Origin of the sequence: Paenibacillus barcinonensis, from assembly GCF_003217495.1 — a bacterium.
GTDB lineage: Bacteria > Bacillota > Bacilli > Paenibacillales > Paenibacillaceae > Paenibacillus > Paenibacillus barcinonensis.
The window spans coordinates 11,215-36,427 of record NZ_QJSW01000033.1 but is presented as its reverse complement, the minus strand read 5'-3'; the positions used below and the strand labels follow the sequence as shown (position 1 = coordinate 36,427).

Here is a 25,213-nt window from a genome sequence, read left to right as displayed (position 1 = left end):
CGTTACCCCGCCCGCTGTCAAGGCTGACTGTTCGGGAAAAAACGGGTAACCATTGGTCACCAAAAAGGACTAGCGAGTATCGGAATCGTCGTCAAATTCATCCTCGTCTTCAGACTCTTCATCGTCCTCGTCCAGGTCTTCATCTTCCAGCTCATCATCTTCGACCAAAACTTCTTCTTCGCTCTCGTCTTCGTCAAAGATATCATCGTCATCATCATCATCGTCGTCTTCGTCCTGATCATCATCTGTTGTGTCGAAGTCTTCGTCGCTGTTATAGCTGTCGTCTTCCTCACCGAAGTCTTCGTCTTCCAGATCATCATCTTCATCGTTGATAATACGTGGACGCTTCGCACCTGTCATGGAATCTTCTGTTCCAGCAACCGGATACCAGCGCTTTAATCCCCACAGACTTGTACCGACGCAAGCAAAACGGCCATCGATATTAATTTCGGTATACAGCTGGGCGATATACTCGTTAATCTCTTCATCCGTCATTCCGCGCTGCTTCGCTACCTCATTCATCAAATCACGGTAGTAATACGGCGTATTAGCCGCTTTCAGCACCATAAAGGCAAGGTCCACCAAAGGGATCTCTCTTACCTTTTCTTTATCAATTTTCAAATTGAGCGAGGTACTCACTGAAGACACTTCCTCTCACACAAAATTCACTTTATATCCCCTGCAAACTGGAATGTTACGTATAACATATCCATTAACAAACCTAAGTAAAACCTATTTAGCGTTAAAAAGCAAGTTTTTCTGTAAGCATGTCCCATATTGGCAGGACTGTGCTTATATCCTCATTCACACGCTGCTCATTCCAGACGTCAGAAACAATGAATCGCTCGATATTGTTCTCAACAATGATTGGAGCACGCACCCCTCATATCGACATTATTCATATGTAAAAGACGGAGTCCCCTCCGCCTTCTGACTGTATACCCTGTAGGATTGCTCCTCACCAGGTTCCCCGCAAGAGCCCTCTAGCCCTCCATCCATCATATGTCCCTGCGCCCGTTTTGACACGAAGAGAATGTCTTTTTATAAAAAAAGGGCAAGTTCCCCATGCGGCGGGATGAACACAGTCATAGAATACCTCAGCATGTTCATCCCGAAGGGGGCTGCCCATAATGGACTATACCGGTTTATTGCATCAATTGATTGACGGAATGAGGTGCCCCGAGTCCGAGCAAGGGGGACGTTATCTGATTCGGTTCGCCAAACCGCAGCAGTACGAGGCCTGTCTCGTTGAATTATCCCGACTGCGAAATGAATTTACCGATCTGGGAGGCGTTCGGGCCTCCAGGCTTGCCAGAACCCTCATTGCCCCCGTACAAAGCCCGGATATGTTACATCGTTACGGGGACAACATCACGATCGAGGAAGACACCCCCATTACGCTGCATTCTGCGGCACTTCACAACAAACCGAGCACCGCTCAAGGTGTGCCTTGGGGAGTAAAACACATCCGAGCCCCCAAAGTATGGTCTGTTTCAACAGGGCATCGCGTTAAAATTGGCGTTATTGATACAGGCGCCGATTACCATCACCCCGATCTGCGATATTCCCTGGCCCGCGGAATTAATCTATTGAACCGAAGCATGCTTCCCCATGATGACAACGGACACGGCACGCATATTGCCGGAACGATTGCAGCAGCCAACAGCACCGCAGGTATGATCGGTGTAGCTCCTCGCTCCGTGATCTATCCGGTTAAAGCTTTTGACCATAATGGATCGGCGTATGTCTCTGACATCGTGCTTGGCATTGACTGGTGTGTACGCAACAAGGTCGATATCATTAACATGAGCTTTGGCATGAAAACACGCAGTAAATCTTTGCTGGATGTCGTCAACCGCGCATATCATGCCGGAATTGTTATCGTGGCCTCGTCAGGAAACGACGGCAAGCGCCGTAGCATTGATTATCCGGCTCGCTATCCGCAAACGATATCTGTCGGGGCTATCGACAAAAACCGGCGTATTGCGTCATTCAGCAATCGCGGAGCTTATGTGGATGTCTACGCCCCCGGCGACAAAATTGTGTCCTCCTGGGTCCAAGGAAAGCACCATGAGATGAGTGGCACATCTATGGCAACCTCCCATGTAAGCGGGGCAATCGCCCTGTTGTTAGCTAAACATCCCGGCCTGTCTCCAGCCGAGATCAAGGCACTTGTGAAGCGCGCAACCGTTCCGCTGCGCGCTCGCAAAGGCACCACCGCGAAAAGCAAAATTCGCGGTGGAGAGATTGACGCCCTCAAGCTGATGCAGGAGGGCGGGGAATAAGCCGGCGAGCGATGCAAGCCGCCGGCGCCTGTGCTGCGCAGCAATGAATGCCGGCTAATGCCGGGCATGCCTTGCGCAGCAGGCACAAAAAAGTCTCCATGCCCGCTCGCAAGCAGAGCTGCTCGCGCGGGCATGGAGACTTTGTGCCTTCGGCCAGGGGGCGGCATACTGCCCGCCGCGTGGCCGAAGGGGTTACATTTTGTCTGGTGCGGATACGCCCACCAGACGGAGCGCTGTTGCGATGACGGTGCGAACCGCACCGATCAGCGCCAGGCGCGCCTGGGTCTGCTGCGCGTCTTCGGTAATGACGCGCTCAGCCCGGTAGTAACTATGGAACAGGGATGCCAGTTCGTAGACATAACGAATGATGCGGTGCGGCGCATAACCTGTCGCCGCTGCTGCAATCTCTTCTGGCAACTCACCCAATTTGCGAAGAAGGTCATATTCATGCTCGGTTGTGAGCTTGGACAGATCAATCTGAGCCAGCGGAAGCAATTCGATGCCTTGCTCTTCGGCTTGACGATATACACTGCATACACGCGCATGAGCATATTGTACGTAGAACACCGGGTTTTCATTAGATGTTGAAATCGCCAGGTCCATGTCAAAGTCGAGATGGGAATCCATGCTGCGCATCGTGAAGAAATAACGAATGGCGTCAATGCCCACTTCATCCATTAAGTCCTCCATCGTTACAGCCTTACCTGTACGTTTGGACATTTTCACTTTCTCGCCATTCTGGAACAGACTGACCATCTGGGCAATCAATACGACCAGCTTGTCCGGGTCGTTACCCAACGCCTTCATCGCTGCTTTCATCCGTGGGATATATCCATGGTGATCGGCTCCCCAGATGTTGATCATCGTATCGTAACCACGGGAATATTTATCACGGTGATACGCAATATCCGGTGTCAGGTAGGTATACGTACCATCATTTTTGATCAGTACCCGTTCCTTGTCGTCACCATATTGCATGGTTTTCAACCAGGTAGCGCCATCTTTTTCATAAATTTCGTTACGATCACGCAGCTCGTCCAGCACGCGCAGCACTTCGCCATTATCATACAGTGACGTTTCGCTGAACCAGATGTCAAACTTCACGCGGAAGCGATTGAGGTCCCGTTTGATTTTGTCCAGCTCTTTCTCCAGACCGTAATCACGGAAATACGCTGCACGATCCCCCGGATGCATGGACAGCAGGCCGTCTCCCTTTTCAGCAACGAGCTCCTTCGCAAAACCTTTAATGTCCTCGCCATGGTAGCCATCTTCTGGCATCTCGGCATCCTGACCAAGCTCTTGCAAATAACGAGCTTCAATAGAACGTGCCAGGTTGAACACCTGGTTTCCCGCGTCATTAATGTAGTATTCACGAGTTACCTCGTATCCTGCATAGTCGAGAATGTTGCACAGGGCATCCCCTACAGCTGCTCCGCGGGCATGGCCCAGATGCAGGCTGCCTGTCGGGTTAGCGCTGACAAATTCCATCTCAACCTTTTTCCCCTCACCAGCATTAATTCTTCCGTAGTTCTCGCCTTGCTCATGCACCAGTTGAAGCACTGGATATAGGTAGCTCTTGTTCAATTTGAAGTTAATGAACCCCGGCCCCGCAATCTCGGCCTTCTCGATGCCTGCATCAGCAAGATTCAGGTTGTTGATAATCTCCTCGGCAATCTGGCGCGGGTTGCGCTTGGCGATTTTGGTTAACTGCATCGCCGCATTGGTGGCAAGGTCGCCATGTGATTTGTCGCGCGGCACCTCCAGCGTAATGGCAGGAAGCTGCTCCTGTGTAACGATACCAGCCGCCACAATAGCGTTGCCAATTGCTGTACTTACCCGTTCGTTAATCGTATCTAGTGGATTACGTGTCATGAATTTGGTTCCTCCTGTATATGCAAACTAATCGCAAAATGTCCGGCTTCTTCATCAAAGCGGTAAAAGTCGTAGCTCCACGCGGCGCGTGCGCTCAATCCCTGAATGGAAAGTTCCAGCTTTTGTGTATGCGTGGACAGGGCAAACGACATATATGGTGAACGATAGAACCCCGGCAGCTTTCGGTTCAATTCGAACGTCTGCTCCGATTCCACCTCACCATGACGTATAATCTTGATGGATTGTCCGCCCAGCTTCAATGTTGTACGGGTTATGCCTCCCTCGGGTCCAGCCTGCGGCTCTTCGTAACGGACATACAAATATGCCCCCTTGACCACAGCCTCTCCCTGCATTTCCTGCAGTACATCTTCACCTTCATAACGGCTGTGCAGCCGGATCTGAACCGGTCGCATCTTCGACATGAATGTTAACCTCCATTATATTCGAGGCGGCGCAAAACAGGACGGCCAGTGAAAACAGCCCTTCCTGTATCGTTGTGCCGCTATACACGCTTATATTCCGAATAACTTGCTCTCCTACACTCTACTGTATAACTATATCCAGTTCACCCGCTCAATTCAAATCCAAATTCAGAGTTTTTTTGTTATCGCATCAAAAAGAAGGGTCGCACCTGTATGGTGCTCCCCTCCTTTACTTCGCATTTATCTCACTATCTTGCTTCGATAATCTTTCCCGTTTACTTCACGTACCCTGCACCGTTCCTTCAATCATCATGCCCGCTTGCTTCATTATAATAAACAGGCTTACTCTGTTTCACACTCATGCTGCACCTTATCATTGTGCCCATTGTGATGCATATGGATAAGGACACGTAGACTCGACCAGCTTGGCGCGCACCTTTACAAGACAACCGCAATGACGGCATGTCGTTCCGTATTGCAGATCAGGACAGGCCGAGCAGATCGCAAGCCGCCGTTCATACTCCGCATCCCCTACTGTGGCGCGTGAGCGTGAAGCAATCTCCACCAGCCGAGCCATTTTGGCATCACTGATATGAATATCATACTGACTGTCACACCCTTTACAAGGGAGATTCCTCCCCTCGCCTGACCGCCGTCGTTCAACGCTGAAGGACTTCATCCTTAACCCTTAACAGCAACCACTCCAACGGAAGCCGGAGGCAACACAAAGCGCAATGTATTATTCTCCAGAACAAGCCCTTCCCACGTAGCAGGCTTCACCCGTTCAGGCTGCTCAAACGTATTAAATGCTCCAAAATCAGCGTGATGGAGAAGCTGCCCCGACACGCTCGCCGCCTGCCCTGCTTCAAGCTGACATACCACTTCAAGCTCATCCGTATGACTCAGATTACATGCTGTCACATGAATGACTCCATCTTTGTTGCGTGAAGCAGACAAGCTAAGCTGAGGGATCGTCTCGTCTCCAAACGTATATCCAGGGCTCTCATAGCTGAGATCCAGACGCTGTGCATCCATATGAACCTGATACATGTCGAATACATGATATGTAGGCGTCAGGAGCATTTTATCTCCCTCGGTGAGTACCAGTGATTGCAGCACATTCACGATCTGAGCCAGATTCGCCATATGCACCCGTTTATTATGCTGATTGAAAATATTCAGGTTTACCGCAGCCAGCACGGCATCCCGCATCGTATTTTGCTGGTAAAGGAAGCCCGGATTGGTTCCTGGCTCAACGTTGTACCATGTACCCCATTCATCTACAATAATGCCGACCCGGCCCTCAGGGTCATATTTATCCATGATCTCGGAGTGCTTCACAAGTAATTCATCCATAAACAAGGTCTTCTTCAGCGTAGTGAACCATTCCGCTTCACCAAACCCGGTAGCGTTCCCTTTGTCTTCCCATACGCCTGTTGGAACCGTGTAATAATGCAGACTGATGCCATCCATGAAACGAGCCGCTTCCCGCATCAGCACTTCCATCCACTCATAGTTGCTGTCGTTTGGTCCACATGCAATCTTGTAAATCTGATTCCCTGAATAATTACGTACATATGTAGCATAACGGCGGTATTCATCCGCATAATACTCTGGACGCATGTTGCCGCCGCATCCCCAATTCTCATTGCCCACACCAAAATATTTCAGCTTCCACGGCTCTTCGCGTCCGTTTTGCTTCCGCCAGTTCGCCATAGGAGACTCGCCGTCAAACGTAATGTACTCCACCCATTCCTGCATCTCCTGAACGGTTCCACTGCCAAGGTTGCCGCTGATGTAGGGCTCAGCGCCAAGCAGTTCGCACAGTCTCATAAATTCATGTGTTCCAAAATGATTGTTCTCCTCTACACCGCCCCAGTGCGTATTAATCATGCGTGCGCGCTGACTCTTCGGCCCTACCCCGTCCTTCCAGTGATACTCATCGGCAAAGCATCCTCCCGGCCAGCGAAGCACAGGAATGTTCAGCTTCTGGAGCACCGTGAGCACATCGTTACGAATACCTTCCGTGTTCGGAATAGGTGATCCTTCACCGACCCACAGCCCTTCATAAATACAACGTCCAAGATGCTCGGAAAAGTGACCATAAATATTGCGATTTATTAATCCTTTATCTGAATCAGCCTTTAAAATAACATTAACCATTATTTCAACCTCCCTGAATAATGTTGTTATCGCTTACAATAAACTGTTTCAAGAAAGGTTTCAACCCTTTTATTTCCGAAAAAAAAGACCCTTTTCCATATAAAAATTCAGGAAAAGGGCCTGTTCACCACTATAATCACGCTAATAGACATCTTAACGCGTATGGAAGGCTTTTGTTTGAAATCATATTTTTATTACTTCAATACAACTTGCATTAATCCTGTTTATATTAAAATGAAATTTTGGGCGACCATGTAGTTCCCCCATCTGTCGTCTCATATACAGCTGGTGCGTTGTCACTCGTTACGACAAGCCATCCCGTTTTGCCTGCGGGGAACGAGATACGAGAACTGTAACCCTCAGCCTTTACCACGATATTATTCCACGTGGAACCTGCATCATAGGAACGTCCAATGCCGATTTGGTCCGCTGCCGGTGATCCCGCAGATAGATAGGCAGTCTGATTACCGATCAGTGCCATATTGCCGGGATGTCCGCCGGGATTAGCCGGGCCGGTTCCCTTTCCGTCCATAGTTGCGCCTGGTGCCGGCCCTGCCCCTGCTGTCGATTGGGCGAAAACCTGTCTCCAGCGCTTCCCTTGATCACCGCTTGCGTAGAGGGAATAGGACTGCTGGGACATGCCTGCATCTCCATACAAGACAGCCCACACCTGTTGTCCATGGGCATACAAGTCAGCGCCATTCCATGTGTCCGACTTGACCCGAAGGACTGTCGTCCATGTCTTGCCTTCATCAAGCGTCTTTTCAAGCTTGTACCCGACTTCAGGCACAACGACAACAGCATACCCTAACTTAGCTGTCACAAATGCAGCCGCTCTGGTGTTTGCAGGTGTATGCAATTGGGTCCACGTCATACCACCATTGGTTGTCCGATATGCACCGTTATAGGTGTATCCGTAGCCGTTATTTGTATCACTGAAATCAATGTACTTGAATGTCGGAACGCCAGGAGTGTCAAGTCGCTTCCAGTGCGAGCCGCCGTCGTCAGTTTGGATGAGGTACGTTTTTGAAGAGCCCTTCACACCTGCCAGCGCATACCCAGTAACGTTATTTGGAAAGCTCAATTGTTCAAACTGCCACTGCCCCGTGTATATGGATTGCCAAGTACAGCCTGCATTCGAGGTTCCAATCAGGAACCCTTTACCTGCCGCCCGTCCTGTAGTTTGACTTAGAAAATCAATATCCGTGAATTGCAGCTTCCGTCCCTCAACACCGCTGCCTTTGTTCAGCTCAGACGCTAATCCATGATCTCCCTTGCCACATGCTGATGATGCTGCGCCGGCATGGGGTAATGTATGCATCGGCCCTATGCTCCATGCCAGCGTGAGTGATAAAGCCATCACACCGATGCGTTTCCATGTGTTATTCATTTTAGTTGTCTTCCTTGTCATCGGTAACACCTCCTTCTATCGTTTTACCCTAATTCGAGCATCATAACGTAACAATTCGATGAAACCCGATGACAATTTCGCAAGAAAAAAACCACCTTTATCCATGATTAAGTTCATCAGGTCAAAGGTGGTAAGACAATAAGGTATGTAACCGACCAGAGCGTGTCTGAAAACGCTGAAGGAAGCGGATTATACCGAATCCCCCTTCCAAGCCAGAAAATTTTCCGCAGGCGTGCCGAGGCACGTCAGGGGAAAGCAACGCAGCAGGGGGCGAAAAAGCGGCGAAAGATGCCCTGCATTCGGTATCAGGACACGCCCTGATTTAAGAAATGTCTTGCAGTCGTTTGTTACAGCTGCCCATTGCTCCAGGTTGCTCTAACCGTTATATTTTCGCACAAAGGTCATACTCATGTGCCTCTATCCTGTTCATCATGACAGTGTATAGGCTTGAACGGCAATCATAACAAAACTGATACTCAGGAGCAGGCACAGCGTAAAATATATTTTATTATATTTGTATTCCCGAATGGCAAAAGCACTAAATAACAACGCCAGATTCACAAGCATAACACTGAAGTTAAAATACCCTGTCATTGCCACAATGAGTTGGAAACCAAATATAGCTATGATTCCAACAAACCATTTGGGGAACATACTTAAATGAGCTCGCATTGCGTGCAAATCCTCACCCCTTTCTTCTTCCACATTATACATAATGCTGCTTACCGATAGGGAACAAGCGAAAACCCACCTCATTAGGTTGATCGCCTGACGGTGGGTTTCGCTTGAATAGCAATATTTAATTCTTGCACGCCGTGGCAATCCACAGCCTTTCGAGTCCTAAGAATCTTTACCGTTGACGCGGTAAGGACTCTTAGGATACGGCCGAACCCGCACACCCTATACTTCACAACGGTAAAACATTCCTGAATATATTACACAATACTTATGTGTCCAGTACATAGCTCGATATCGGAGTTAACGTGATCTTACTTCACGAATCCAAGCAGCATTTCACGAATCAGCTTGGCCGCAACGATCTGTGTCTGCTGGGTTGGGTCATAGTTTGGCGCTACTTCAACCAGGTCGCAGCCCACCACGTTCACATCTGATCCTGCGATCATATGAACGGCCTCGAGCAGTTCTTTGGATGTAATGCCACCCGCTTCTGCTGTTCCTGTACCCGGTGCAGCAGATGGATCAAGCACGTCAATATCAATGGTTACATAGACTGGACGATTACCCATCTTAGGCAGAGCTTCCTTCATCGGAGCTGCCACTTCAAACGGATAGAAGTTGATGTTCTCGCGTCCATACTGGAATTCCTCACGAGAGCCGGAACGGATACCGAATTGATAAATATTTTGACCGCCCATCAGCTCAGCCGCTTTGCGCACAGGTGTAGAGTGAGACAACGGCTCGCCTTCATAGCTTTCGCGAAGGTCTGCATGTGCATCAATGTGGATCAAAATAAGATCAGGATATTTCTTGTACATCTGTTGAATGACTGGCCATGTCACCAAATGCTCACCGCCAAGACCGATCGGGAATTTGTCATCAGCCAGCAGACTTCCGATATACTCATGGATGACTTCAAGGCTGCGTCCTGCGTTACCAAAAGGCAGAAGCAGATCTCCTGCATCAAAATAGGTCATATCCACGATGCTTTTATCCAGGTATGGGCTGTACTCTTCAAGGCCAACCGATGCCTGACGGATATGAGACGGGCCGAAACGGGAGCCTGGACGGAAGCTGACCGTGTAGTCCATGGGCATACCGTAGATAACGGCTTTCGAATTTTCATAATCTTCAGAGCTGCAAATAAATACGTTTCCTGAATAAGCTTGATCCAATTTCATCATGATATCCCCTTTTATTTCGTTAAATCTTCCACGAATTTTGGAAGTACAAATGCCGCTTTGTGCAGACGCGGAGAATAATACTTGGTATCCATCTCCGGAATTTGAGTCTCGTCCACCGCAAGTGGGTCATACGTTTTGCTTCCCATGGTGAATGTCCACAGGCCACTCGGGTAGGTTGGAATATTACAGCCGTAAACATGTACGATCGGGAAGATTTCCTTGACGTCTTTATTGACCTTCTGGATCAGATCCGCCTTGAACCAAGGGTTATCCGTCTGGGCAACGAAGATTCCGTCTGATTTTAGCGCTTCATAGATGCCCTGATAGAACCCGCGCTCGAAGAGTGGTGCAGCCGGGCCTACAGGCTCTGTAGAGTCTACGATAATGACGTCGTATTCATCTTTATGTTCAATAATATGCATATAGCCATCGTTAACGAGCACCTCAACGTTAGGCTCGTCCAGCTTGCCTGCAATTTCAGGCAAATACTGTTTGGAGTATTCAATTACTTTACCGTCGATTTCGACGAGAACTGCTTTTTCCACGGCATCATGTTTGATGACTTCACGGATGACACCACCGTCTCCGCCGCCAACCACCAGCACTTTTTTCGGATTGGGGTGCGTATTCAAGGCAGGATGAGCCGCCATTTCATGATATACAAACTCGTCCTTCACTGTTGTCATCACCATGCCGTCCAATACCAGCATGTTGCCAAACTCCTCGGTTTCAATCATTGCAAGGTCTTGAAAATCCGTTTGCTCTGTGACGTAAGTCTGCTTGATCTTTGCGGTAATGCCGAATACAGGGGTCTGTTTCTCCGTAAACCACAATTCCATGATCGCTACCTTCTCTCCGTAAAAGTAATTAGTGATCACATGACAATGCATAATCACCGGTATGTTCGTCCATATACGCTTTAGTATGATGTGCCGAACCCTACCGTTTCATTACCCTTTTGCATTATACGCGATAGATGAATCAACTGCAAAACGGTTTTCACGCTGAAACGGGCTACAATTTGTTTACTTCGCAGCCAGATTGAATATCCCTGTTGTTCACGTCCCATACTGGAAAGAAAAGAGAGGAGCCCGTTCCATGAACAAGCCTAGTGCCAAGACCCGCAAACGCGGGTTCCGTGTACGCTCATTCATTAAAAATATATCCATTCTTACAGCACTCGGCCTGATTGCCGGCGTTGCAATATTGGTATATCTATACGCAACCAGTCTGCCTCTGGCCGAATCGGATCGCAACTCCAGATTGCTGGACAGCAAGGGTGAAGTGATTGCGACCTTCTCCGCTGGCGGCAAGGATTCCATCCCGGTACAGCTTCAGGATATCTCGCCTGATCTGGTGAACGCCACGCTCGCTGTAGAGGATCGCAAATTCCGGGATCATCTCGGCTTCGACATTCAGGGCATGGGCAGAGCAATCCTTGTAAATATACAGCATATGCGCATGTCTCAAGGAGCAAGCACGTTAACACAGCAGCTCGCGCGAAATCTCTATTTATCTCACGAAAAAACATGGACGCGAAAAGCAAAAGAAGCCATGTACACCGCACAACTGGAGATGAAGTACAGCAAGGACGAGATTTTACAGATGTACCTGAACGAAATTTACTATGGACATGGTGCTTATGGCATTGAAGCCGCGGCTCAGATGTATTTTGGCAAATCAGCCAAACAGCTCGATCTGGCTGAAAGCGCCATGCTGGCAGGCATCCCGAAGGGGCCAACCTACTATTCGCCATATAATCACATGAAAAATGCCAAGGATCGGCAGCGAATTGTATTGAAGTCCATGATGGAGACTGGAAATATTACAGAACAGCAGGCAGATTCCGCCTATGAGGAAATGCTTTATTTCAAACCGGAGAGCGAACGCAATACAGTGGAAAGTGCCCCTTATTTTCGTGACTATATTCGAAACCTCGCAGTGAAAGAGCTGGGCATCAGTGAGGCAATGCTCGATCACGGCGGGCTGAACATCTATACCACACTGGATCTTCGTGTACAAAAGGCGGCGGAAGAGGCTGTTGCCAAAGGTTTGGACGCAAAAAGCGAGCTGGAAACAGCCCTTGTGTCCATCGACCCCCGCACAGGCTACATTAAAGCGATGGTTGGCGGCAAAAATTATCGCACCAATCAGATTAATCATGTGCTGGCTACAACACGCCAGCCGGGATCTGCCTTTAAACCGATTATGTATCTGGCTGCGCTGGAATCGAAGCAGCTTACCAGTGCATCCATTTTTAACAGCCAGCCTACCTCGTTTCATTATGACAATGACCGCAAAACCTATAAACCCGGAAATTTCGGGGATAAATATCTGGGTGAGATCGACTTACGGCAAGCCATCGCAGCATCTGATAATATCTATGCAGTAAACACCATTATGAAGGTAGGCGCCGAGAAGGTTGTGAGCATGGCCCAGAATCTCGGCATCACAAGCAAGCTGAGCCCGGTGCCTTCTCTCGCACTCGGTACTTCACCTGTAAGTCCGCTGGAGATGGCTTCGGCCTTCTCGGTCATTGCAGCCGGGGGACAACGGACACCGCCGATTGCCATATTGCAAGTAACCGATGCGGCAGGACGTGTAATATACGAGTCCCCTCAGACCAAGGCAGAAGCAGTCGTGGAGCCGGCGGCAGCTTATGTACTAACTCGTTTAATGGAAAGTGTGTTTGAAAACGGAGGCACTGGCAATCGGGTATCTGCCACAATCAAACGTCCCGTTGCAGGCAAGACCGGGACAACGAACACCGATGCCTGGATGGTCGGCTTCACACCTGAGCTATCTACAGCCGTATGGGTTGGATATGATCAGGGCAAGTCCATTTCCACATCAGATGGTCGCCGCGCAGCCCCGATATTTGCCCAGTTTACCGAACAAGCACTTGCAAGTGTGCCGCCGAAAATCTTCTCCGTACCGGATCAGGTCGTAAATGTATACATTAACCCGGAGACCGGCAAGCTGGCTGGCAACGGCTGTGAAGAGAAACGGCTGGAGGTGTTTATTAAAGGCACGGAGCCTACAGAGGTCTGCCGGGGCGAGACGGAGCCAACGGATTCTCCGCAGGATGAAAAGGCGCGTGAGATACAGAATCAAAAGGGAATACAGGAGCAGAAACATTCCTGGTGGAGTGATTTCAAACGCTGGTGGGTAGAGTGACGCAAATGCGTAATGACTTGATTGCGTCATGGGATTCTCACAGGCTTTAGAGTTGTATTTATCATTTGAGAAGATTTATAAATATACGAATGGTTGTATATAAAGAAGCCCCGAGGCCAGATTATCTGGTTCGGGGCTTCCTTACGTTGTTTTTTCCCAGGGTGACTATGCCAGTGCTTCTTTCAACTCATCCGGGGATGCGTTCCACCATTCTTCATTATGAGAGATGAGGAGTGTCTTTAGCGCTGCTCTCTCTTCCGGGCCCAGCTCATCCAGCATAAAGCGGCGTTTCATGGCATAATCCATCCGATTGACGTGATCTGCGAGCAGCTTCCAGCCCCGCTTCGCCTCTGTATCAATCCACATCTCACAAGCCGTTGCCCCGCCATACAGTTGTCCTTGCTCGGTACGGTCTACCGCCACCCAAACCAGCCACACCTGACGTCCATTCGGAACATCTTCACGATTCGTCGAAAATTTGATGCCACGCTCCACTTTACTCTTCGCATGCATCGCACCAATGTCAATCTTTGCTTCGCCCTGATCAATGATGACCGGGGAAAGATTGTTCAGATCAATGGAGCCTGCACCAAAGCCCTTATGTTTGCTTTTTGCACTAACGATATTCAAGGCAATCTGTTTCTTGCCGTTTTGCTCATTTTGGTCCATATTTCCAGCCTCCAAGAGTTGATACAAATATTTTAACTAATAATTGGCCCATTGCAAACATATACATGCTGTAGATGCTTGTCAACGGGAGGTATTTAACGATGATTCCACGACGCGCCAAGAGCTGGCTCACCGCATCCCTGGCCTTGTGTTTGCTTGCCGGAGGATTATGGATCACGCTCGGTTATGATCGCTCCACTTCATCTGAATTGCCTGTGCTCGCTCCAGAATCGGGCAAGCCCCAGGCCAAAGCCGCAGCGCCCGCTCCCCCAGAAAGCGTGCAGTCTCCTACGGCTGAGGTGTACAGCAACCGTGTGGTCGAATACCACATGGATGTGAAGCTTACCGATGGAAACTTACTTCAAGGCACTCAGACGATCACCTGGACCCATCCAGGCAAAAAAACGGTGAACGAGCTTTATTTTCATATGTACCCTAACGCATTCTCCTCAGCAGATTCTACATTTATGAAGGAATCCGGCGGAAAGCTCCGCGGCGATGTGATGCCAGCAAACGGTTATGGCTCCATGAAAATCATGGATATGCAAACAGAGGAGGGGCTCTCCCTGCTGCACCGGATGCAGTATGTACAGCCTGACGACGGAAACATCAAAGACAAAACACTGATCAAAGTCAGGCTGCCAAAACCCGTCAAAGGCGGGGAAAGCATCACCATCCGCACAAAGTTCGAGGTTACTTTGCCGAAAATTTTTGCACGCATGGGCAAAACGGATGATTTTGTGATGGCAGGACAGTGGTTTCCCAAACTCAGTGCGTATGAGCCGGCAGGCAGGCGGGGGCGCACAACCGAAGGCTGGAACCTGCATCAGTATCATGGCAATTCCGAGTTTTATGCTGACTTCGGCATTTATAGTGTGCGTATTCGGGTACCCGAAACATACAAGGTAGCGGCAACCGGATTCCCTACCCAACAGGCAGCATTGAAGAACGGCGAGAAAATCTATCAATTCTATGCCGATGATGTGCATGACTTCGCTTGGGCAGCTTCACCCGACTTCGTCTATGCGGAAGAGCCCTTCTCTGCCCCTAACGTTCCTGGCGTACGCATCAAGCTATATCTCGACCCGGCACATCAGGACCTGAAGGAACGTTATCTCTTTGCCGCCAAAGCCGCATTGTCCAATTACAGCAAATGGTTCGGTCCCTATCCGTATGCTACCCTGTCTATCGTTGTCCCGCCCAAAACAGCAAACGGCGCAGGGGGTATGGAGTATCCGACCTTGATTACCGCCTTTGGCGCAGATGACTCAACACCAGGTTATGATCTGGAACGAACGGTTGTACATGAAATCGGGCACCAATACTTCTACGGCATGGTTGCGAGCAATGAATTTGAAGAGGCCTGGCTGGACGAAGGGTTCACTTCGTACGCAGAAGACAAGCTGATGGAGCAGGAATACGGGCTGATTCCGAACCTGCCTGTACAATCGGGGCTGATCACCTCGCCCGCCCCCTTAACCCAGCCTTCCTGGAAATTTGATTCTCAGAACCAATATGCGTCCAACGTCTATACCCGGGGCAAGCTTGTGCTTCTTGGCATCGAACAGCAAGTAGGAGCCAAAAAAATGGAACGCATTCTCTCCACCTATGTCAAAAAATATCGCTTTAAACATCCTTCAACAGCTGATTTTCAAAAGGTAGTCGAGCAGGTCACTGCCACCTCTTGGGCAGATTACTTTGACCAATACATCTATAACAACGGCATGGCCGACTTCGCCGTGGAGAGAATTCAGGTGGCCCCTCTTCAGAAAGACGGCAAGACGCTGTATGAGTCGGCAGTCACTATCGCCAAAAAAGGCAGTGATTATCCGGACATCCCGATTCGTATTGCCTTTGAGGACGGTCACACCCTAACCAAGCAATGGGACGGCAAGGATGACCGCATCACGTTTAAGCTTACGTATACCTCTCCTGTCAGCTGGGCGATGACCGACCCTTTGTACGACATCGTGCTGGAGAATCGACACATGAACAATTTTTTGCGAGCCGGACTGGACGAGCAAACCAAATCCCGCTGGAGCATGAGCGCTGCGAAATTCATTGAAGCTATATTCGGAGGTCTGTCATGGTGAGGTGGAGACATGAAAGGTAAGATTCGTGAAGGCTGGTTTCTCGTCCGTCAGCATATGTTCATTGCCGCACTTCTATTTATCTATCAGCTCATATGGGGTTACTTTATTTACCGGCTGATTCAATCAGCGGTCGTTCCTCTCCTGCTGCGTTATCCTACAGAGGATGCGGGGGAACTGAGCACACTTTTGTTCAAAATGGAAAGTCAGCTGAGCCTATCCGGCCCCGAGGTTCAGCGCTATCTGTGGATTCTCGGCGGCATGCTGCTGCTTCGCATGCTGATCAGCCCGCTATTCCAGGCTGGCCTGCTCTATTCCCTGCAGCATTTTAATGCATCGGAAGAACGAATTCCTTTTGTTCGCGGTATCAAACAGCTATGGAAACCGATGCTGCTACTCCACACCGTACGCACGTTGCTGCTGGTCCTACCAGGCTACTGGCTCATACCGAAGCTGTATTCCATACTAATGGATAGCTTTCATTCTCTTCATTTACTTCTGCCAGCCCTTCCTTATGCAGCCGGGTGGATCATTTATGGCTGGATTGTACATCATACGATGCTCTACATGCAGTTTGGCGCTTCAGCTTCGGAAGGGGAGGGCGGCATTCACGGAACGTTCAAAGGGTTATGGATTGCTGTTCGCCGTATCTTCATGATCATCGGTATTGCGTTGATGCTGGGATTGATTCATCTACTAATCTTCGGTGCCTTCACATCCGCTTCATGGTTCCTGACTGGGCTGGCCGGGCTGATCCTGCAACAATCCTATCCTCTTGCGCGAAGTCTGCTCAGTTTATGGAAAGTGTGCACCCATTTCCGCGTATGGCAATCCACATTTTCCAAGGATGAACGATAAATCGTTTACAAAATTGAAAAATTGTTACCATCCCATGTTAAACATTTCATCCGTTATTGCGTATAAATACGCAAACCTCGACCTTTCCCCGTCAAAGGTCGAGGTTTTTTTTGCTAATTTTGCTGCTAAACGTTGCCAAAGCACTAAGCCTCTGGTACAATAAGCGCAGTGAGTTTTTAGTAACAACTTTGTAATCTTTAAATCCTTATTTGTAACAACTTAAAATTAAATCCTTAAATTTAAATTATCGTTCGTTTTATCAGGTGCACAACTAGCATAGCCAAATTCCTGGCACCTGGGAAGCGGGGGAACCAGTTATGGGTGAATTGATCTTGATACAGAGGGATCATAGGGGACCTTCAACCGAATCCTTAAGCTAACCTCGCAGGCGTTGGAAGGGGTATATCACTTGTTTAAGAAGAAATTGACCGCAGCAGTACTTAGCCTCACATTTGCATTATCACTTGGTGCAGGCAGCGCATTTGCAGATTCTAAGATGGATAAAGTCATTGATTCAGCAATGGGAACTACATACAAAAGCGGAGGCACTACGCTTGACGGTTTTGACTGCTCCGGATTTACACGGTATGTATTCGACAAACTAGGTATTGATTTGGCTCGCCAATCCAGCTCCCAATATGACATGGGTGATTCCGTATCCCGCATGGATATGAGACCTGGTGATTTGGTATTCTTCAACACAACAGGTAAAGGCGTATCTCACGTAGGTATTTTCGTAGGAAGTGGCAAGTTCGCACATTCTTCTTCTTCCAAGGGTGTAACGATCAGTTCGTTAAGTGAAAACTACTGGGCTAATCGCTACATTGGCGCTAAACGGATTATGAGCACGGACGCGTATGAGTCACTGGCCCTCGAATAGGGACAAGCTGTAAGCAACATGATGCTGGAACCATGAACTATACTGGAACGAAGTACGAACCATACGATTGAACCGCAAGACACATTCTCCGCAGGAATGTATCTTGCGGTTTTTTGTGCTTCTTCATCCTGCGTGGTTGCCGATGCAGCAGTTGCTGTATGCGCTCCTGAACCAACAGCTTCATTTCCTTCGTCTGTCCGTGCCCTTATGATGTTTTTACCCATCCCGTTATAATATAAACGGAATGAGCCCGATTTTGGTTTCACTTTTTTGATCTTAACGGAAGTCTTGTCAAATGAACCGCTCTTTTGTAGAGTGAACTGAGAAGAAGTAACAGTGAAAGGAGTGTGCATTTTTATATGAAGGGTACCCCTGTGCCGTTTCATGTCGTACCTATGGAGGAAGCACACGCAGAACTCATATGCGGATGGCAGTATGATCCGCCTTATAATATCTATAGCTGGCTTCCCTGGGAGCAGATGAAAGCATTGGAAGTCGAATTTGGCGATGCACAGCTGCGTCAGGAGCAGTATGCCATCGTTCTGGATCCACAGGAGCAGATCTGTGGGTTCGCACAATATTTCCCCCTTCAGGGCGTAACACGGATCGGTCTTGGCATGCATCCAGAGATGTGCGGTCAAGGTCAGGGAGCCGCTTTTGTTGCTGCAATCGTGCAGGAAGCTATACGCCGCAATTCGTCCAATGAGATTGACCTTGAAGTGCTAACCTGGAACCATCGCGCCATTCGGGTATACGAGAAAAGCGGATTTATCATCCATGATACATATGAACGTCAAACACCAACCGGTCTAAAGCCCTTTCATTGCATGGTTTATGAGGGTCCGCGGACGTGTATGAATAACTAAAAACGTTTCAATTTCTCTCTCTTTTGTGATTCGTTCAAAAAATTACCACAAAATGCTATGATGTATCGACAGCTTCCGTTATAATGATAGGGATAGTTTGAGTTAGATGATCTCACATTCTGGAGGGGACATAAGGGATGCACAAATGGATCATGAGCGGGGTATTTTTTGCAGCATGTGCTTTAGCTATTGTTTTAATGTTTACGCTTCCAGGTAAAGAGGAAGTAGCTCAAGAAGCTAAGCCGACCATGCCTGAAGTAGCTATGGACGCTGGACAGGCCGAGACACTGGTGAAAGCCAACTGTATTTCCTGTCACGGTGACCAGCTTCAAGGCGGCGTAGGCCCGGCTCTTGCAAACATTGGCAGTAAAGATGATGTAGAGAAAATCTATTCTACTATTGTCAAAGGGAAAGGCGGTATGCCTTCCTTCAAAGGCCGACTGCAGGATGAGGAAATTGCCCATATCGCAATGTGGCTCGCAGAGAAGAAATAAGCCCGTCCTACATACGGGTAGCCCAAAGGCCCTCGTTCTCCCGGCTGGGAGAACAGGGTCTTTGGGCTGTTTGCTCCGAATATCTTTCCGCAGTCCGATGCTGCGGCAGATTATTCTGCTCTCATTTTTTCAAAAGCTTCATTGTACTGCTCTGCTTCTTTAATGTCGACCGAAGTAATGCCGCCTTCATCCCATGATGTCAGACGCAACGTAACGGTTGTATAATCAATGGTGATGAAAGGATGATGATTGAATGCTTCCGAGATCGCTGCGACCTCATCTACAAATGCAATCCCTTTCATATAGTTGGAAAACACAAATTTACGGACAATCCACCGTCCCTCTTCCAGTTCCCAGCCTTCCAGCCTTCCCAGATGAGCTTCGACTTCCTCTTGCGAAAAAACCATGCGTTATCTTCCTCCCCATATGATGAGACATCGCGGACTTTCATCCACATGACCATCGACACCTTTTCATGCTGCTGTTGCAGCCTTAAAGGCAGGCTCCCGCCCTGCGAAAGCCTTTTTTCATGAGTACCATCTTATCACGTCAAAGCGTCAAAATCCATAGAACAGACGGCTCAGGCCTCGAAGCACAAGCATGTTGTAATTCCGTTACAATGTTCAGATCAAAGGTACAAACGTCAGCTCTTCTTCCCCAATTAAAATATGAATCCGGTGCTGCTCCTTATCATGAATCACAACACCGCTCCCCACCGGGATCACGGACTCTTCACCGAGCGCATAGAACAGATCTTCAGCCAATGCCTCATCGACCTCAAGCTGCTCGGGCTCACCCAGTCTTCCCCACTCTTCCGCATCCATCTCGAAGAAAACATAGCGATCCGGTATACGTCCGATAGCCGCTGTTAAATCTGTCAATATTCCTTCATAATCACGTCCATGCTTTACGCCCATTGACTTTTCACTCCTACTGGCTCCCGAAGGTGCGGATTTGATCTTATTATACCTGAAAATAACCCTTAAAAAAAAAGACCCTTTGGTCGATAAATACTATACATGACCGTTTCAATCGTTTTGGCTGCCCTGAAGGGCGTCAGACATGCAGCGGATTGCGGCGTTACGTTCGTCCGGAAGCCCGAATTCAGCCGCTTGAAAGGATTCAATTTTATCTCATGGATGAGGTGTATGATGGAAATTTCAACGATTATCGGACTAGTTTTGGGTTTGGTCTCCCTTGTACTTGGTATGTTCCTGAAAGGAGCACCCCTGATCAACCTGGTTAATAACCCTGCTGCTTACGTCATTATCTTTGTGGGTACTGCAGGAACAATCTTTATGGCTTTCCCTATGTCTGAGGTTAAGAAGATTCCGAAGCTGTTCGGTATCCTTTTTAAAAAGCAACAACTGATTGACCGCGTCTCTCTGATCGGCACATTTATGGATTGGGCTTCCACCACCCGTCGTGAAGGCTTGCTTGCACTCGAATCAAAAGTAGAAGAGATTGATGATCAGTTCCTTCGCAGCGGTATGCGTATGATTATTGATGGTAACGATCAGGAATTCGTCAGTGATGTACTGATGGAAGATATTCATGCAACTGAGGAAAGGCACCGCGGCGGAGCACTGATCTTCGCTCAGGCAGGGATGTACGCACCTACACTCGGGGTTCTCGGGGCCGTTGTTGGTCTCATTGCCGCACTGGCCGACCTGAGTGACATGGAGAAGCTCTCTCACGCTATCGCAGCTGCCTTTATCGCAACCCTTCTCGGTATCTTTAGTGGTTATGTATTGTGGCACCCGATGTCCAACAAGCTGAAGCGGATGTCCAAGAAAGAGATGGAGATCAAGCTAATGATGGTTGAGGGACTTTTGTCTATTCAATCCGGTGTATCTACCATCGCCATTAATCAGAAGTTATCCGTATTCCTGACACCTTCCGAACGTAAACAACTGGAAGAGAAGGAGGGATCATCAGGTGAAAAAGGCTAAAAAGCACGAACCGCATGAGGAGCACATTGACGAAAGCTGGCTGCTTCCTTATTCCGACTTGATGACTCTGCTGCTGGCTTTGTTTATTACCCTGTTCTCCATGAGCTCGCTTGATGCGGCCAAATTTGAGCAGATGGCGTCAGCATTAAGCAGCGCGCTGAACGGAGGATCTGGCGTTCTGGATCATACTTCCATGAATCCAACGGACTCCAGTACCGATCTTGGCAAGAACAAGGAAATTCCTAAGGAAATCACGAAGAAAACACCTGCGCAGATTACGGATGCCCAGATGGCTCAGAAGGAACAGGAAGACCTGGAGAAGCTGAAGAAGCAGCTCGACAAGTATATTGCCTCGAATGGACTTTCAGACCAGCTGAATACCAAGCTCAATCAGTCTGAGCTGAAAATCACCATTAGTGATAAAGCCTTGTTCTCCTCAGGACGAGCTGATGTGAAGCCCGAATCGCGTTCTCTAGCCAAAGCGATCTCCAGCATGCTGCAGGAGTTCCCTGAATACGAAGTGGTGGTTTCCGGTCATACGGATAATATACCCATCTCAAATAACCAATATAAGGATAACTGGGACTTGAGTGCAGATCGAGCGCTGAATTTCCTGAAAATCCTGTTGTTGAACACCAATCTGGACCCTGCAAAGTTCACACCTAGCGGATATGGGGAATACCATCCCATTGCCAGTAACGAGACCGGTACCGGAAGAGCACAAAATCGCCGCGTAGAAGTGTCTATCATTCGGAAGTATCAAAGTAACAATACCAATGTAAAATCCGTTGGAGGCGGCAATTAGACGCTCTCAGCGCATATGACATGCAAACCGTTCTCCTTGGGTACAAGGGAGAGCGGTTTTTTCTCATTTTCACAAGGCGGTATTCCCTCCACTGCTACAAGACCAAAAGCACTGCCCCTTCAAGGGAGCAGTGCTTCTTCCATCACATTCATATCATTATTCCAGCGTATAATTTAACAAGCCACCCAGCTCTGACTTTTCCGCAGCGGTAAGCTCTCTCCATGATCCTGTTGCCTGTTCTCCAAGATGAATATTCATAATACGCACCCGCTTCAGCTTGCGAACCTCATAGCCAAATGCACTGCACATGCGCCGGATCTGTCGATTCTTTCCTTCTGTCAAAATAATGCGAAATACACGGTCTGTCATTCGGGTCACTGTACAAGGCAGGGTCATTTCGCCTAGAATCTTAACTCCTGTGCTCATACCTCGAAGGAAGCTTGGGGTAATGGTTCGATCCACCGTAACAATGTATTCCTTCTCATGACGGCCCTCTGCTCTCAGAATCCGATTAACGATGTCCCCGTCATTGGTCATTAGAATTAAACCTTCCGAATCCTTGTCCAAACGGCCAATAGGAAAAATTCGTTCATGGTGGTTTACAAAATCTACAATATTGCCTTGAATGTGCTGCTCCGTCGTACTTGTGATACCCACCGGTTTGTTCAGCGCAATATACACATGCTTTTTCTTCTCGCTGATCGGTTTGCCATTAATGCGTACATCATCGCCCTCTTCTGCCTGACTGCCCAGCTCTGCCTGTATGCCATTAATGGTCACCTGACCGCTTTCGATCAACTTGTCGGCTGCTCTCCGGGAGCAGTAGCCTGTCTCACTAATAAATTTATTAATACGCAAAAGGTCATCTCACCTCGTCTAGTTCTCTTCATCTGGTTGTTGTTCTTCCGCAGGCTGATCTGCCTCCGGTAATGATGTCTGCTGCTCCGAAGCCGGCAGTTCAATAATAACGGTTGTGCCCCTGTTGAGAGCACTCTTAATATCCATCATGCCCTTATGAGATTCAATAATGCGCTGACTCACCATAAGACCAAGCCCTGTGCCTGATTCCTTGTTGGTGAAAAATGGTTCCCCCAGCTTCGGCATCATTTCTTCCGGGATACCGATTCCTTCATCCCTGATCTCGATTCGCACCCGTTTCGCCTGCTCATCAAGCTTCAGTTTGATATAGATGCTTCCTCCGTTAGGCATAGCCTCCATACCATTTTTCAGCACATTGATAAAGACTTGCTTGAGCTGATTCTCTTCACAGTGTACCATAGCCGAATCCGATGAGGCACGCAGTACAAACTCCACCCCATGCAGATGGGCCTGACTATCCAGTAGTGAGATCACATCGCCAAGGATGAAACGCACGTCTCGATCCTGAAAATGAACCGCCTGAGGCTTCGCCAGAATCAGAAACTCGCCCACAATCAGGTTGATCCGGTCAAGCTCAGATAACATCAGATCCAGATGACGATGATTCAGCTTGTTGCTTTGCTGTTGCAGCTGAAGGAAACCTCGCAGCGTTGTAAGCGGGTTGCGAATCTCATGGGCTACTCCAGCAGCAAGCTGACCCACCGTGGTCAGCTTCTCCGACCGTCTGAGCAGCTCCTCCATACGATTACGGTTGGTTATATCCCTTGAGACGCTAATGAGGGCTGTAATCTCCCCTGCCTCGTCACGAACAGGAGCTGTGCTTACACTGACCTCTACTCGTGTCCCGTCTTTTTTCATCCAGACAGTTTCATTCGAAGTAATTGAAAGACCCTCAATTAATTGAGCATGCTGACGAGCCATCTCTTCCGCAGCCTCGGGTGGAATAATCTTCAACATTCGCCCTTCAACTTCGCGGCTCCGAAAGCCGTATAGTTGTTCAAATGCCCGGTTGACCCGGAGCACTTTTCCTTCAAGATCCGTAATATGAATCGCATCTGCCGTTTGATTAATGATGGACTCCAGATGCTCCTTGACCGCCCGATTCTCTTCATACATCTGTTTCAGACGGCTTGTATAGTGGCCCAGGTTTCGAATCATCGCGTTAATCCGATTGGCGAGCTGACCCAGCTCGTCCTTGCGCTTGACTTTCAAACGGAAATCAAAATGTCCATCCGCCACATCATTAACCTTGCCCAGAATAGACTGGATCGGACGTGTAATGTATCCTGCGAGCAGGTAGCTCCCAAAGATTACAATCTCCAGCAAAACCAGTGATATAGAAGCATGGCTGACCAATTGCTCGGACACCATGGAGGATATTTGCTTGTAGTCCATGACAATACTGATGACATACGAAGGCTTGTTCGGTGTGAAAATCGGAATGAAATTCTTCAGCACCTTCTGATCATGGGTTTCGCTTACAAATGACACATTCTGCCCAGTTCGAACAGCACGTACCACAGCCCGATGGTCTTCATCCACCGACCCATACTGATACGTACCAAACCGAATTGGTCTGTCATTCAACTTTCTATAATTTTCATCTCTTCCGTCCTCGCCCATATCCGGGCTGGCAAAAGTGAGCGGATTAATGCCTGTAATCTCCAGTATGGATGGATTGACTTCACGAATTTTGGTCAAAATCTCATCTGGACTGGAGATTTTCACATAGTCATCAACTTCATTATTATTATAGAAGGGATTGATTATGTAGTTTCTCTTCCCATCATGATAATATCCCCAAATATCAATATCTGTCGGACTGGATGTCGAATACTCGAAACCATCTGACCAGAAATGATCCTGCTTCTGCCCTTGGGGAATCGTCACCTGTTGCTTCTCGAATAACTGCTTAAACGCCTGATACCAGTAAGACATTGATTTTGTAGACAATCCGATCTCTCTTGGGTCAGAAGAACGGCTAACAATGATGTCATCGTCCGTCTGTTCCAGAAGGGATATATGGGAGACTCCTAGCTTGTGGCTCAGCTGGACCAGCTCTTCATTCGTAATCTTTCGGATGTCGGGATCTAGTTCATTTGCCGCCATAACGGAAGCAAGCCACAGATTGTTGCCAATCTGTCTTTTAACATAATCCGAGCTGTACTGATTCTGTTCGACAGAAATGGCGATCTGCTTTGCGGTAAGCACCATCTTGTTCTCGCTATCCTGCCTCAAATTCTCTTCTGTAGTATAATAACTCAGTGCAATATTTAATATCAAAATAACAAGCACCGAGCACGACATAATCATGGATAATTTCGTTTTAATAGACAAATTCGCTGTTCACCTCTCGGCTTATACCCTCTGGCGATATATGGCAAAACCTATATCCATCATAACGCTTGTATGACTATTTGAAAAGGACAATCGCCCTTTGTCCAGAAGTTACCGCTCAAGCGGGAAAAATCGAATTTCGTAGTATTTTGCGATAACTATGATCTACAATGAAAAAAATCACGTCTTTA

At 48.3% G+C, this 25,213-nt stretch carries 24 protein-coding genes and 1 riboswitch; of the genes, 9 read left to right on the top strand and 15 right to left on the bottom strand.

Features of this window, described 5'->3' with window-relative positions:
- Positions 1–69: 69 nt before the first annotated feature.
- Positions 70–639, bottom strand: coding sequence for a DNA-directed RNA polymerase subunit delta (rpoE, locus tag DFQ00_RS27010; protein WP_110899526.1), 570 nt, complete (start codon positions 637–639; stop codon positions 70–72).
- 255 nt (positions 640–894) lie between these two features.
- Complete coding sequence (locus DFQ00_RS30235; RefSeq protein ID WP_279630439.1) at positions 895–1,026, bottom strand: hypothetical protein; 132 nt, start codon at positions 1,024–1,026, stop codon at positions 895–897.
- A gap of 104 nt (positions 1,027–1,130) precedes the next feature.
- Here DFQ00_RS30235 and DFQ00_RS27005 point away from each other — a divergent pair, with 104 nt between their 5' ends.
- Positions 1,131–2,285: a S8 family peptidase gene (locus tag DFQ00_RS27005; protein ID WP_110899525.1), complete on the top strand. Its 1,155-nt coding sequence runs from the start codon at positions 1,131–1,133 to the stop codon at positions 2,283–2,285.
- Positions 2,286–2,477: 192 nt separating this feature from the next.
- Here DFQ00_RS27005 and argS read toward each other — a convergent pair whose 3' ends face one another.
- The 8 genes from argS to speE form a co-directional block, all read right to left on the bottom strand.
- Positions 2,478–4,157: an arginine--tRNA ligase gene (gene argS, locus DFQ00_RS27000; RefSeq protein WP_110899524.1), complete on the bottom strand. Its 1,680-nt coding sequence runs from the start codon at positions 4,155–4,157 to the stop codon at positions 2,478–2,480.
- Positions 4,154–4,579 carry a YwiB family protein gene (locus tag DFQ00_RS26995; RefSeq protein ID WP_090924869.1) on the bottom strand — a complete coding sequence of 142 codons (426 nt, stop codon included), beginning with the start codon at positions 4,577–4,579 and terminating at the stop codon, positions 4,154–4,156. Before DFQ00_RS26995 ends, argS begins: the two co-directional genes overlap by 4 nt.
- Before the next feature lie 373 nt (positions 4,580–4,952).
- Positions 4,953–5,258, bottom strand: coding sequence for a DUF6171 family protein (locus DFQ00_RS26990; RefSeq protein WP_244214007.1), 306 nt, complete (start codon positions 5,256–5,258; stop codon positions 4,953–4,955).
- A 2-nt stretch (positions 5,259–5,260) separates the two neighbouring features.
- The gene (locus DFQ00_RS26985; RefSeq protein WP_110899523.1) at positions 5,261–6,742 is read right to left on the bottom strand and encodes an alpha-N-arabinofuranosidase; all 1,482 of its coding nucleotides are present in this window, start codon (positions 6,740–6,742) and stop codon (positions 5,261–5,263) included.
- A 229-nt stretch (positions 6,743–6,971) separates the two neighbouring features.
- Positions 6,972–8,153 (bottom strand): WD40/YVTN/BNR-like repeat-containing protein, encoded by a 1,182-nt coding sequence (locus DFQ00_RS26980; protein ID WP_110899522.1) that lies wholly within the window; start codon positions 8,151–8,153, stop codon positions 6,972–6,974.
- Positions 8,154–8,582: 429 nt separating this feature from the next.
- A complete protein-coding gene (locus DFQ00_RS26975) occupies positions 8,583–8,858 on the bottom strand; it encodes a hypothetical protein (protein WP_167433854.1) in 276 nt (91 codons plus the stop codon).
- A gap of 284 nt (positions 8,859–9,142) precedes the next feature.
- Positions 9,143–10,012, bottom strand: coding sequence for an agmatinase (gene speB, locus DFQ00_RS26970; protein ID WP_110899520.1), 870 nt, complete (start codon positions 10,010–10,012; stop codon positions 9,143–9,145).
- A 14-nt stretch (positions 10,013–10,026) separates the two neighbouring features.
- Entirely contained in the window at positions 10,027–10,854 is an 828-nt protein-coding gene (gene speE / locus DFQ00_RS26965) for a polyamine aminopropyltransferase (RefSeq protein ID WP_110899519.1), read from the bottom strand.
- Between the two features lie 259 nt (positions 10,855–11,113).
- Between speE and DFQ00_RS26960 the strand changes: the two genes are divergently transcribed.
- Complete coding sequence (locus tag DFQ00_RS26960) at positions 11,114–13,192, top strand: transglycosylase domain-containing protein (RefSeq protein WP_110899518.1); 2,079 nt, start codon at positions 11,114–11,116, stop codon at positions 13,190–13,192.
- Between the two features lie 165 nt (positions 13,193–13,357).
- Here DFQ00_RS26960 and DFQ00_RS26955 read toward each other — a convergent pair whose 3' ends face one another.
- On the bottom strand, positions 13,358–13,861 hold the full coding sequence (locus tag DFQ00_RS26955) for a YwhD family protein (protein WP_110899517.1): 504 nt from the start codon (positions 13,859–13,861) through the stop codon (positions 13,358–13,360).
- Positions 13,862–13,962: 101 nt separating this feature from the next.
- Between DFQ00_RS26955 and DFQ00_RS26950 the strand changes: the two genes are divergently transcribed.
- The 5 genes from DFQ00_RS26950 (at position 13,963) to DFQ00_RS26930 (ending at position 19,049) form a co-directional block, all read left to right on the top strand.
- Complete coding sequence (locus DFQ00_RS26950) at positions 13,963–15,954, top strand: M1 family metallopeptidase (protein WP_110899516.1); 1,992 nt, start codon at positions 13,963–13,965, stop codon at positions 15,952–15,954.
- Positions 15,955–15,963: 9 nt separating this feature from the next.
- Positions 15,964–16,809 (top strand): hypothetical protein, encoded by an 846-nt coding sequence (locus tag DFQ00_RS26945; protein ID WP_110899515.1) that lies wholly within the window; start codon positions 15,964–15,966, stop codon positions 16,807–16,809.
- Positions 16,810–17,077: 268 nt separating this feature from the next.
- Positions 17,078–17,215, top strand: a riboswitch (cyclic di-AMP (ydaO/yuaA leader).
- Positions 17,216–17,218: 3 nt separating this feature from the next.
- Positions 17,219–17,689 carry a C40 family peptidase gene (locus DFQ00_RS26940; RefSeq protein ID WP_110899514.1) on the top strand — a complete coding sequence of 157 codons (471 nt, stop codon included), beginning with the start codon at positions 17,219–17,221 and terminating at the stop codon, positions 17,687–17,689.
- Positions 17,690–18,048: 359 nt separating this feature from the next.
- A complete protein-coding gene (locus tag DFQ00_RS26935) occupies positions 18,049–18,555 on the top strand; it encodes a GNAT family N-acetyltransferase (RefSeq protein ID WP_110899513.1) in 507 nt (168 codons plus the stop codon).
- Between the two features lie 137 nt (positions 18,556–18,692).
- Positions 18,693–19,049, top strand: coding sequence for a c-type cytochrome (locus tag DFQ00_RS26930; RefSeq protein ID WP_110899512.1), 357 nt, complete (start codon positions 18,693–18,695; stop codon positions 19,047–19,049).
- 110 nt (positions 19,050–19,159) lie between these two features.
- Here the strand turns inward: DFQ00_RS26930 and DFQ00_RS26925 are convergent, their stop codons facing one another.
- Both DFQ00_RS26925 and DFQ00_RS26920 read right to left on the bottom strand, forming a co-directional pair.
- The gene (locus DFQ00_RS26925; protein WP_110899511.1) at positions 19,160–19,456 is read right to left on the bottom strand and encodes a 4a-hydroxytetrahydrobiopterin dehydratase; all 297 of its coding nucleotides are present in this window, start codon (positions 19,454–19,456) and stop codon (positions 19,160–19,162) included.
- Between the two features lie 216 nt (positions 19,457–19,672).
- Complete coding sequence (locus DFQ00_RS26920) at positions 19,673–19,966, bottom strand: hypothetical protein (RefSeq protein WP_110899510.1); 294 nt, start codon at positions 19,964–19,966, stop codon at positions 19,673–19,675.
- 234 nt (positions 19,967–20,200) lie between these two features.
- Between DFQ00_RS26920 and motA the strand changes: the two genes are divergently transcribed.
- Both motA and motB read left to right on the top strand, forming a co-directional pair.
- Complete coding sequence (gene motA / locus DFQ00_RS26915) at positions 20,201–21,001, top strand: flagellar motor stator protein MotA (RefSeq protein ID WP_110899509.1); 801 nt, start codon at positions 20,201–20,203, stop codon at positions 20,999–21,001.
- Positions 20,988–21,806, top strand: coding sequence for a flagellar motor protein MotB (motB, locus tag DFQ00_RS26910; protein ID WP_110899508.1), 819 nt, complete (start codon positions 20,988–20,990; stop codon positions 21,804–21,806). Before motA ends, motB begins: the two co-directional genes overlap by 14 nt.
- Before the next feature lie 156 nt (positions 21,807–21,962).
- Here motB and rluF read toward each other — a convergent pair whose 3' ends face one another.
- Complete coding sequence (gene rluF / locus DFQ00_RS26905; protein WP_110899507.1) at positions 21,963–22,664, bottom strand: 23S rRNA pseudouridine(2604) synthase RluF; 702 nt, start codon at positions 22,662–22,664, stop codon at positions 21,963–21,965.
- An 18-nt stretch (positions 22,665–22,682) separates the two neighbouring features.
- Positions 22,683–25,022 (bottom strand): ATP-binding protein, encoded by a 2,340-nt coding sequence (locus DFQ00_RS26900; protein WP_110899506.1) that lies wholly within the window; start codon positions 25,020–25,022, stop codon positions 22,683–22,685.
- Positions 25,023–25,213 lie beyond the last annotated feature (191 nt).